The sequence below is a fragment of the Microbacterium wangyouchuni genome (assembly GCF_051546305.1).
Classification (GTDB): domain Bacteria; phylum Actinomycetota; class Actinomycetes; order Actinomycetales; family Microbacteriaceae; genus Microbacterium.
The window spans coordinates 32,736-44,376 of sequence record NZ_JBPTMA010000012.1 but is presented as its reverse complement, the minus strand read 5'-3'; the positions used below and the strand labels follow the sequence as shown (position 1 = coordinate 44,376).

Sequence of the window (11,641 nt, the reverse complement as noted above, 5' to 3'; positions counted from 1 at the left end):
CGAGGCATCGACAGCCTCCCCAGCATCAGAACCACGACCAACGAAAACCCTGACTAGACTGCCCAAAACCGTTCACTTTTCGAACGCCGAAAACGTTCAAAGTTCGAGCGCCGTCGACAAACCGCATCACGCCCGCCCCCGTATGACCCCGTGCCCTCGACGCCGACGCCGACGCCGACGCCGACGCCGACGCGGACGAGTCGGCCAAAGCTCACTAGCCAGGCGTGCCGGCTTCGTAGCCGGCGCGTGTTGCTGGGAACTCGCGGTCCGCCAGTTCGCGGCCGAGCTGATCGACTACAACCACGTGATGGGTATGCGTGTGAGTATCCACGCCGCCAAATACTTCGAGTACTGAGAGATCTCTCATCATCAGAATCTGCCCGCCCTTTCACAGGCACGCGACCGGTCGGTCGACGGACAGGACAGTGATGGGGCCTTTGCTCAAACTCCTATGAGGTCACGCAGCTCGGCCGGTCGCGTGCGTGGCACCTTCAGAACGGAGTCGACGAATCCCATGCAAAGGCAGTCGGTGACGCCCGTCGACAATCGGGTCAGACACCGCCTGAAGGTGCCAACTCCATCTTCACTGTCGACAATATGAGGAGCGGTCATCGTGATGACTCCATTCGAGTGAGAAGTAGAGAGCTTTCTCGAAGGATCACACGGTGACCGCGTCCACGTCTACGACGAGGTCAGCCACCGAGCGGTTACACCACCAAATGGGGCATTACTCGTGCAGACCGCTCATGACGTTTACGTGGGTCTGCCTTTTCCCTGCCGCGCCAACACCGAGTTAACGTACGAATGCCAGCAATTTCCGTGCGTCTTGCTTGAGGCTGAGCAACTTTTCTTCATCCTCTTCGGTCCAGCGTGCCGCCGCTGCAGCGTTGAGGAATCTGGCGGCGTCATCAACCGTCGCAGTACGAAGATCGAGAGCCCGTTCCGGATGCCCGATCTGCTCGTAGAAGCGGCGGGTTTTCTCACGCACGTATAGCGAGTACGTCGGGATCCGTTGTGAATAGGATGTGATCGCGAGGTGCAGGTGCGAGGTCAACAGTGCTCGCAAGCCTGCTAGCTGCGGAAGGAACGTCTGAAGGTCTGTATAGCTCAGGCACGCTGCGGAAGGCGCCGCATGCGAGATCTCTGAACGTGCCTTGCCGTTGCGGATGAGAACAACGCCTGAGGAGTGATCGCTTGCGTATTGTCCGACTGTCGCGACAATCTCTTTCAGGTGCGGGTTCTCTTTCACGTCGTCGAACGCGTTGACGTCGAACTGCAAACCGAGTTTGCGGCTGCGTGCAGGTCGGTAACTCAGGATCTCAGGCGTCAGCAAGGCGAGGTCTGCACCGAGGACGATCTTATCGTCGGGAACTCCGAGTCCGCGAAGGTGCTCGAAGGATTCGAGCTCGCGTACTCCAACGTGGCTCGCCAAGTTCGATGCGGAGAGCGCCAGTTCGCGCGACCGTTCGCGCAACCAGGGGCCGGCGCCGACGCTGGTGATATATATATTTTTGTTCTTGAGGTCTCCGGCGCGAGCTGCTTTGTCGACGATTTCCAGATAGGACGCCCCTGGCTTGGCGCCCGATGTGTCGCTCATTATGCCGCCACCGCCCACGACGATAACGTCCGCCTGCTCGAACGCGCCGGAGTAGTCCGCGGCATACGTCGTGCCGAGCCACTTGCAGTTCTCCTCACCGAGGCGAGGAATGCTGACTTCATAGCCGAGCCCTTGAAGATGTCTGGTGAGGATCGCTCCGACGAGGTCATCGCCGAAATTCTTGGCACGGTAGGGGCCAACGATGAGGGCATTCCGCCCTTCGCCTGGCTTCGAGGCAAATCCCGTCGCTTGAGCACGTTGGCCCGGGACGAGCTTCTGCACCCAGCTGGGCGTCCGCAAACGTGATGCTGCGCGAGAAGGAGCCGTATCGTTCATGATCATTCCCCTGTGCGAAGTTCTTGGAATATAGCTTGTGCATCGTCGGAAACATCGAGTCTTCTGATCTCTTCCGCGGCAGCGTCGGGGAGCAGAACGAACTGCTTACGTGCGCCGTCGTAGACCCCGTCGACGATCTCATCCAGTTCGCCAGCTGTGTCGTTCTCGAGCTTGTACCTGGTGAGCTCGCGCGACATCTCCACGTACGACAGGAAGTAGCCACGAGCGGAACGCTCCGCCTTGAGCGTGGTAATGGTGGAGCCGGGGCGCATGCGGCGCGCATACACGTCGACTCGCGTGTGCGCCACGCGCTGCGCGTGGAGCAGCAAACGGAAAGTGTACGGGTTGTCCTGATGCACGATGCCGGGAATGAATCTCACGCCAGTCGCGCGCACATGATCGGTGCGAGCCAAGTACATCCCGACATGCGGTCGATAGTCTCGCCCACGCCGCATCGCTGCCATGAGGTCCACGCCACGGGTTACGCCGCGGTACGCGTGTGCCCGCTGGTAGTAGGTGGAATACCTCTTCCAAGTCTTCGCGTCGATCTCTCCGTCGCGAAACGCCAGACAATCGAACAGGAGGACATCAAGCGAGTCCCGGTCGGCGTCTTGGACCAGGGCTGCGAGCGAGTCGTGCGGCCAGTAGTCATCGCTATCGAGGTAGATCACATAACGTCCAGATGCTGCGTCAAGACCGACGTTTCGCCCGACGGACTGACCGCTGTTGGGCTGATCGATCACCGTCACCCGCGGATCGTTGTCCTCGAATCGCTGGAGGATCGCGCGTGAGCCATCCGTGGAACCGTCGTTGACGCAGATCAGCTCGATATCTGTGCCGGTCTGGGCGAGCACGCTTGACAGACAATCATCCAACCAGAGCTCCGAGTTATACACGGGCACGACCACAGTCACATCCGGATTGGTAACGCGGGTCGGTGGGGCGTCCTGAGTGGAACGGCGCAGTGGTGGCGGTGGTGAGGCGACAAGCGTGAGGCTGTTTGCGCTGCCCGTTGCGGGCGAGGTGGTGTGATGGCTGATCGTGCCCTTGCCGAGAAGCCGTCGGGCCCGGCGCGGGATCGCGGTGATCATCCGTCCGATGCGGAAGGACGGGCCTTCGGAGATGTCTCGAAGCTTCCGCTTCGCACGGTCCCGCTCGCGGCGCAGAGCTGTTATCTCGGCCTCGAGCTGTGCCCGCCCGCCCGGCCCGCTGCCGATGTTGCGTTCTGCGACCTCGACAAGTCGCGGCATCAGGATGGTCGCGTCCTCAGTCGTCGGCGGTGGCGAATACTCCCCACGAAGTGCATTGTGGAGCAGCTGATCGAGTAGCGCGCCGAGGTCGGTGGTCATGACGCCCTGTGCGTAGGTCCGCGACTCACGCGACAGTTTGCTGTACTCATCGGGGCTCGCGGCGATCCCGGCGATGGCATCGGCCAAAGCCGAGGGATCGCCTGGCTCTACGGAGATGAGTCCTTTGTTGCCCTCGACGGTCGCGAGCCAGGGCAGATCGTACATGACGACGGGTATCCCGAGAGCTTGCGCCTCGATGATTGTGAGCTGGTATCCCTCGATCGCGCTCGCAGAGACCATCATGTCGACGTCGCGCAACGTCGCGAGAAGCTCGGCCGCGGTCTGCTCACCGAGGAGGTCGATCTGATCGGCGACGTTCTGTGCAGCTGCTGCCTGCCGAACGTCCTTCGCGCTCAACGTCCTCGAGTCAGGGCCGATGAGGGTTAGTCGGAAGTCGATGCCGCGGGATTTTAGGATCGCGGCCGCATCGACGAGATGCGGTACTTGCTTGGTCAACCGATCGAGTCGGCCCCACCATGCCAGCTCAATCCGGTTGCCGTTCAGTCGACGTTCCTTGCCTTCGGCGGCAGCCTGCCGAGCGAGTCTCGTCGGCGGGTTGGGCAGGTAGACCACCCGCTCGAGACCTTGCAGCTTCCAGAAAGCGACATCCGTGGGAGATAGCGTCACGATGCGGAGCAGAACGCTCATGTGATGAGTGAGGAACGATGTGCGCTGGTTTCCGTCGAACAGCGGGCGCAGCGCGAAGTTGTGGATCCAACCGATGGTCGGAACTCCCGCGGCGAGCGCTGCGAGTGCGAACCACGGCCAGTTGTCGTTGTAGAGGATGTGGTGGTCGATGACGACGTCGACCTCATACTCTCGGCAGATGGCCATCCAGTGATCGAGCTTCTCGACCCTGCTTTCTCCGGTCACCAGCACCAGGTCGACGCCGTCGGGTAGCTCCACCGCGCGCGCGGTGTCTTGCATCACGGCGACCGTGACACGGTGGCCGTGAGCCGCGAGCAGACCGACGTGCTCGAGCAACACTTCTTGCAGGCCACCGGTCTCAAGGTGAGATGTCGTCAGCAACACGTTGCGCACGTGCTCAGGCTGCGAGGGTTCCGGTGTGTGCTTGGTGAGGGCGCCAAGCGCTTCAGTGCAGAATGCTGCGGCCGCTCGCACCGTGTCCGTGGCGCCCACTTTGTCGAGGAGCAGCGCGATGCACTCTCGTTGGAGATCGCCTGAGGTGTCTCGTATGCAATACCGGAGTACGTTGCCAATGATGTGCAGTCGTGCTGACTCATAGGGCTTGAGTAGTACCGCCGGGTCTGTAAGAGCCGCGGCCAGCGCGTTGACCTGCGGATCGATTGACATGATCGGTTCGACACCGCTGAGCAGGAATTTGAAATGCTCGATGTCGCCGATCGCGTGCCCGCTCGTACCACGGCGGAAGTAGTAGACGTAGAGTCGATCGGGAATGGAGACGTATTTCTCGGCGAGGGCAAGTGCGAGGAAAGTGATTGGCAGGTCGTTGGCCCGGTAAAAGGCGCGGTTCCCGGGAACACCTTCATAGGCACCCCGCAGGAGAGCCGTGGAGAAGCAGTAGCGCCAGATGTGGCCGTTGGCCACTTCGCCGACGGGGAAAAGCGCTGGGGTGATGCCGGGGGCTGTCAGCTCGCTGTGCTGGGGCTGAAGCGCTGCCTCTAATCGGGAGGGGACTCCATCGGAGGCGAGAATCGTCACTCCGAACCCGACGACGTCGGCACGAGTTGTTTCTGCTTTTGTCAATGCGGTCTGCGCTGTTCGAGGCACGAGTTCGTCGTCGCCGTCCAGGAACAGCACGAAGGGGGCGGAAGCAGCCATCACGCCGATGCGTCGAGCTTGGAACGCAGAGCCGTTGGTGTCCAGGCGGATCAGTGTGATGCGCGGGTCCCGCGCCGCGTACTGTTCCACGATCGAGGCGGTGCTGTCAGTGGAGGCATCGTCGACGCAGATGACCTCGAAGTCGGTGACCGTTTGCGACAGGCAGCTATCGAGCGCCGCCGCCACATGCTCTTCATCGTTGAACAGCGGGATGACGATGGATACGCGTGGGGCGGTGTTCACAGATCGGACCTCATCAGGGAGCAGCGGTGGCGTCGTGGACCGGACACGCTCTGGCACAGGGATACGGGCGTTTCGACCCTACCTCAGGGGCAAGGCCCTGTCCCTGAAAGCTGGCGGCCATCCGCACGGGAGTGCCCCGCTAAGATTGATGGAGCTCAAATGATCCAACGACTGGGCGTCAAATACTTGGCGCAGTGCTGGAAGGGGAAGGATACGCACTGATGGTTGATGCACACCCGTCGGTTTCGGCCTTCTCCGATCTTTACCCAGTGGGGGAGCGGCCACCGCTCCGCAAGTACCTGGCCGAGGCTTGGAGGCGACGCGCCTTCGCGATGCGGCTCTCGAGCAGCCGGTTGATTGCGAGCCTGCTGCCCAATCGCCTCGGTGTGCTCTGGATCGTTCTGAAGCCCCTGGCGATGGCGATCATCTACGGCGCAATCTTCCAGTTCATACTCTCCGGTGCCGCGAGGCCCGACAATTTTGTGCAGTTCCTCATCGTCGGCGTTTTCGTTCTCGAGTTCTTCTCGGGTTCTCTCGGATCTGGGTCGAAATCAATCATCGCGAACACCAAGCTGGTGCAGAGTCTTGGCTTCCCACGCATCCTCCTTCCGATTTCAGCAGTCGCGGAACAAGCGATGCGAATCGTTCCGGTGATGGTGCTACTGGGCATTCTGCTCATCATCTTCGGGGAGCCAGTGACGTGGTCCTGGCTTCTGATGATTCCGATCCTCATGATCATGGGCGTGTTCAACCTCGGTGTAGCGTTCGTCTTCGCCCGTCTTTCAGTGCGCACGCGCGATGTGCAGCAGATGATTCCGATCATCAACCGCATCCTCTTCTACGCGAGTGGAATCTTTTTCAACATCGACGGCGCGCTGGCGGACTTCCCGACACTTCTCACCATCGCGCACCTCATACCTACCTATGAGTTCATCTCGCTCGCTCGTGACGTGCTGCTTTCGGGACACACCGCCCCGCTGATCGCGTGGGTCGCCGCGCCCATATGGGCTTTGGTGATGATTGTCGGCGGAACCATCTTCTTCTGGCAGGCAGAAGCGAGGTACGGACTCAGTGAATAACGTTGTTCTTCCCGACGAGGCGCGGAACATCGATGGCGAGTCTCGGCGGCCCATGATCGTCGCCGATGACGTACACGTCGACTACCGCGTCTTCGCTTCGGGGAAGCGTATGACCCCGCGGGATACGCTCACGAGCTTGCGCTCGTTCCGAGGTGGTCGTGACGTCAAAACGATCCCAGCGCTCCGTGGGGTGACCTTCACCGCGTCCGAGGGCGAGACGATCGGCGTTGTCGGGCACAATGGCTCGGGCAAGTCGACACTCTTCCGGGCGATGAGCGGTCTCATCCCCGCATCGAGCGGAACGATCCTCGCTCGCGAGCGGCCCGTGCTGCTTGGGGTCAACGCCGCACTCGTTCCGGAGCTGTCGGGCGAGAACAATATCAAGCTCGGGCTACTGGCGATGGGGTTCAGCCCTGAAGAGGCGGCCGCGCAGGTTGCGGAGATCGCGGAGTTCGCGGAACTCAACGAATTCATCTATCACCCGATGCGCACATATTCTTCGGGCATGGGCGCGCGGCTGAGATTCGCCATCGCGTCCGCGAAAGCGCACTCGATCCTGCTCGTCGACGAGGCCCTCGCTGTCGGAGACCGCCGATTCCGTACGAAGAGCGAGAAGCGTATTCGTGAGCTACGCGATAATGCCGGTCTCGTGATGATCGTGAGCCACTCCGTCGGTTCCCTGCGGGACACGTGCGAGCGCGTGTTGTGGGTACATAAGGGGGAGCTGGTCGCTGACGGCCCTGCTGGCGACGTCATCAAGGACTATGTCGCATGGACGAAGAAGCCCGGAGCGGGGGCCGTGGGGGCTGCATCGGCAACGAAACCACGGGTCAAAAATGCCCCAGTCGTTGGTACGCGCACGACGGCCGTTGACACCGCCGAAACGGGCGAGCAGCGAGCGGCTGAAACTCCGACTGCAATCGTGACCGATACTGGAGAAGGGCCGCGTACGGCTGCTCGTCGGGAACGCTATCGGCGTGAGACCCTCAAACGAAAGCGTCGCAGCTTGGCGCTGATGGTGCTCACTGGATCTGCGATTCTGCTGGCGGTAGCTGCGGGGGCGATTGTCGGCGCGCTGGCCTCGTTTGCGGGTCCGTCTGAAACGGCTGACACCGCGCAACCCACTCCGGAGCCCTCCACAGCAGTGAAGGCTCCGGCGATCGCGAACTTCTCCGCGAGTGCCGCCTCGGTGGAATGTGCGTCAGAAGAAGAGGAAGTCGAGATTCAGCTGAGCTGGGAGATCGACAACGCGATCAACGTGGCACTCGCCGCTGCCGAGAGCGAGGTAGACGCGCTCGACAACCCCTCGCGTGCCGCGCTCCCCGCACAGGCATCCGGATACGCCGTCGGTTTCACCTGCGCAACAGAAACCACTATTTACACTCTCACCGCCGAGAACGAAGACGGCGTCCGCGTGAACGCGCCTCTCACAGTGTCACGCGTGCTGGCTCCTGAACCTGAGCCTGAACCTCCCACGCAGCCGGTCGCTCCGACTCAACCCGTTGCGCCAGTTCCGCCGAGTGATCCTGCACCCGCGCCGGAACCGGCCCCCGAACCAGCCCCCGAGCCTGAGCCGACGGATCCGCAGCCGGAACCAGTGCCGGAACCAGTTCCGGACCCAGTCCCGGAACCGCCCACCGAGCCGGCCCCTTTTAGCTAGTCGACCCGGAGCCGCTGTTTTACTCGGTGCACCATCGGGCGGAGTCTCGGAAAAAGACCCAGAACTGCCCGCCCCGCTGGCGCAAGAGTGCTCCAAGCGCGGGCACCGCGTGATGTGGGAACGCTCAATGGGCTCTTGCCTCTGCTGCGTGCTCGCTCAGAGTAAAAGACGCTGAGTCCCAGCAGCTCCTTCGCATCCTCAAGCGACGGTTGCGGGGAGAATTCTGCGGGCAGAGTATCGGTCACAACGCCACGGTAGAGAGCTGCGAAATCGTAGTCGCGGGCTCGCTTCGCTGCTTCCACAGCAGCGTGAGAAAGCTGCTGGTAGCGCACTGGGTTCCCGGCCACTTCAGCGATCTTCGCGGCGAGGGCGCGTGGGTCACTCTGACGCACCGCGACGACGCCTTCATTCTGTTGCGTGAGAAGCAACCAGGGCAACTCATACATGAACACGGGCAGCCCGCGAGCCTGCGCCTCGGCGATCGTGAGCTGATACCCCTCGATGATGCTGGTGGACACGAACGCGTCGGCTGCATCGATCGCTTCGGTAAGCCGTGCGCCGCGTAGCGGCCCGACGGCCTTGACGCAGTCAGAAACGCCACGTCGCCGGGCGTGTGCGTTGAACCGCTTCGCGGTCATGTCTTCCCAGTCCGGCCCGATCACGGTGAGGTGGAAGCTGACGCCGAAGGCCTTCAATTGCACTGCTACCTCGATGAGATCGAGGACCTTCTTGGTGCGATCTTCCAATCGGCCCCACCACACCAATTCGATGTGTCCGGCCGGTGATTTCTTTGCTGTTGATTGCGAGAGAGACTCGTTCAGCAGAGGCGACGGCGGATTGGGCAGGTATGAAGAATGCGAGACTCCGCGGAGAGCGAAGTACGCCGAGTCGAGAGGGGAGAGTGTGACCAGCCGTGCAAGAGCATTGCTGCATTTCTCGATGAGGGACAACCGGTCGTTTCCGTCGTACAGCGGGCGCGCAAAGGAATTATGTATCCACCCGATCGTCCTGGCATGCTCGGCCCGCGCCATGAGCGCGAACTCTGGCCAACGATCCGTGTAGAGCAGCTGGTGATCGATGACCATATCGACCTGATGGCGGCGACAGATCGCCGCCCAGTCCTGTAAGCGCTCGACGAAGGTTCGCCCGCTCAGCTCGATGAACGTCGTGCCGGCCGGAACCAGAGTCCGATCGCTGCCGCCGCTTCGTGCGACGAGAATGACCTCGAACCCTGCCTGGCGTAGATAGTGGGCTTGCGCGAGCATCACCATCGTCACGCCACCCGAACGCAGGGACGAAGTAACGAGAGCCACGCTCCGTACCTGGGCAACGGCTGAGTCATCCGTCCCCACCGCCGGGAGATGGAACTTGAGGGTGGACAGCTTGGCTGGATAAAACCGCGCGGTTCCGCGCACGATGTCATCAGCCGATGCCACCGTATGGAGGTGCGACAATGCGTCGTCAAGCACGGTGCTGTCGCTCCGGTCGATCAATTGTGAGCATACGTAGCCCACGATCGAGAGCCGTGTCGATTCGTATGATTCCCGCAGCAACGCAGGATCGGAGTACGTCTCGGCGAGAACGTCGACGGCCGGTCGGATGAGATCGATTGACGCGATCGCCGAAGCGTAGAACTCCGCGCGCTCGATGGTGTCGACCTGTTGGCCGCTGCCGCCGCGGCCAAAGTGATAGCGATAGAGCCGTGTCTCCGTTGAGACGTACCGAGTCGCGAGCGCCGCGATCAAGAACATCAGAGGCAGATCATTGACCCGCGCCAGAGTCGTTCCGTCCGCAATATGCGTGTAGGCACTTCTGAAGAGATCGGTCCGGAACAGATAGCGCCAGAGCTGCCCCTGCGCGGGCTTGCCGATCGGGAACAACCCCTGCAGCACAGCAGCCCCGTCGAGGACGCGATGAGCGGGTTGCAGGCGGCCTTCGTATGATCCGCCCGTGCGCCCGTCCTTTTCAATGACGGTTACACCGAAGCCGACGAGATCCGCTTCCGCTTCGTGCGCCAGCTCGAGTGCGACGCGGGCAGCGTTCGGCTCGAGCTCGTCGTCGCCGTCCAAAACCAGCAAATAGTCGGCAGACGCGGACAGCGCGCCCGTTCGGCGGCTCTGTAATGCCGAGAGATTGCGATCGTGACGAATGACGCGGACCCGCGGATCGCGCTCTTGATACGACTCGAGAATCCTCAGGCTCGCATCGGTCGACGCGTCATCAACGCAGATGATTTCAATCTCAGACAAGGACTGTGCCAGGGCGCTGTCTAAAGTCGCAGCGATCGTCGCTTCGTCGTTATATACCGGGACGATTATCGAGACCAGAGGTGCCGTTGACATTGGCACCAAGTCTAGACGGCGGCTCCCTAACCTCCACTCCCGGCTTACCGCGATAACCTAGGAGGATGAAGATCGCCATCGCAGGCACCGGCTATGTCGGCTTGTCCAACGCAGTTGTCCTCGCCCAGCATCATGAGGTGATCGCCGTCGACATCGACCCCGCGAAGGTGGAGCTGCTCAACCGTCGGATCTCGCCGATCGCCGACGTCGAGCTCGAGGACTATCTTGCGACCCACGCGCTCAACCTCACGCCAACCCTCGACGCAGAGGCCGCGTATCGCGATGCGGAGTTCGTCGTCGTCGCGACACCGACGAACTATGACGAGACCACCAACTACTTCGACACGTCCTCAGTCGAAGGCGTCATCGATGTCGTACTCGGGATCAACCCGAACGCCGCAATCGTGATCAAATCCACCGTGCCGGTCGGGTTCACCGCGCGGATGAACGAGGAGCACCCGGGGGCGACGATCGTCTTCTCTCCCGAGTTCCTGCGTGAGGGCCGCGCGCTGCACGACAACCTGCATCCGTCGCGCATCGTCGTGGGCGACCGTGGACCTGTCGGGCAGCGCTTTGCCGACCTGCTGATCGAGGGTGCGATCGCTACCGACATTCCCGTACTGCTCACCGACGCCACCGAGGCCGAGGCGATCAAGCTTTTCGCCAACACCTACCTGGCATTGCGAGTGGCGTACTTCAACGAACTCGACACCTATGCTGCCGTGAACGGGCTCGACACTCGACAGATCATCGAGGGAGTAGGGCTCGATCCGCGCATCGGATCGCACTACAACAACCCGTCCTTCGGCTACGGCGGGTACTGCCTGCCGAAGGACACCAAACAGCTTCTCGCGAACTACTCCGAGGTGCCGCAGAACCTGATCGCGGCCATCGTCGACGCCAACAGCACCCGCAAGGACTTCGTCGCCGACGATATTCTCGCTCGCGCACCGCGCACGGTCGGCGTATACCGGCTTGTGATGAAGTCGGGATCGGACAATTTCCGCGATTCGTCTATTCAGGGGATCATGAAGCGGATCAAGGCGAAGGGCATCGAGGTCGTCGTCTACGAGCCCGCTCTTGAACAGGACGAGTTCTTCCACTCCGAGGTCGTGAGAGACATCGATGAGTTCAAGTCGCGGGCTGACGTCATCATCGCCAACCGTTCGACCGAAGCGCTGGACGACGTCGCGCACAAGATCTACACGCGCGATATCTACGGCCGAGACTGA

6 protein-coding genes are annotated in these 11,641 nt (G+C 61.7%); 3 read left to right on the top strand and 3 right to left on the bottom strand.

Annotation, left to right across the window (positions count from 1 at the left end; all coding sequences use genetic code 11):
* Positions 1–793: 793 nt before the first annotated feature.
* Complete coding sequence (locus ACSS7Z_RS15805) at positions 794–1,933, bottom strand: polysaccharide pyruvyl transferase family protein (RefSeq protein ID WP_438255832.1); 1,140 nt, start codon at positions 1,931–1,933, stop codon at positions 794–796.
* A gap of 2 nt (positions 1,934–1,935) precedes the next feature.
* Complete coding sequence (locus ACSS7Z_RS15800) at positions 1,936–5,328, bottom strand: glycosyltransferase (RefSeq protein WP_438255831.1); 3,393 nt, start codon at positions 5,326–5,328, stop codon at positions 1,936–1,938.
* Positions 5,329–5,549: 221 nt separating this feature from the next.
* Between ACSS7Z_RS15800 and ACSS7Z_RS15795 the strand changes: the two genes are divergently transcribed.
* Together ACSS7Z_RS15795 and ACSS7Z_RS15790 are read left to right on the top strand one after the other, a co-directional pair.
* Complete coding sequence (locus ACSS7Z_RS15795; RefSeq protein ID WP_438255830.1) at positions 5,550–6,407, top strand: ABC transporter permease; 858 nt, start codon at positions 5,550–5,552, stop codon at positions 6,405–6,407.
* On the top strand, positions 6,400–8,067 hold the full coding sequence (locus tag ACSS7Z_RS15790) for an ABC transporter ATP-binding protein (protein ID WP_438255829.1): 1,668 nt from the start codon (positions 6,400–6,402) through the stop codon (positions 8,065–8,067). The genes ACSS7Z_RS15795 and ACSS7Z_RS15790 overlap by 8 nt, the downstream gene beginning before the upstream one ends.
* Here the strand turns inward: ACSS7Z_RS15790 and ACSS7Z_RS15785 are convergent.
* Positions 8,064–10,409 (bottom strand): glycosyltransferase, encoded by a 2,346-nt coding sequence (locus tag ACSS7Z_RS15785; protein WP_438255828.1) that lies wholly within the window; start codon positions 10,407–10,409, stop codon positions 8,064–8,066. The two genes, ACSS7Z_RS15790 and ACSS7Z_RS15785, sit on opposite strands and share 4 nt — an antisense overlap.
* Positions 10,410–10,474: 65 nt before the next feature.
* Here ACSS7Z_RS15785 and ACSS7Z_RS15780 point away from each other — a divergent pair, with 65 nt between their 5' ends.
* Positions 10,475–11,641, top strand: coding sequence for a nucleotide sugar dehydrogenase (locus tag ACSS7Z_RS15780; protein ID WP_438255827.1), 1,167 nt, complete (start codon positions 10,475–10,477; stop codon positions 11,639–11,641).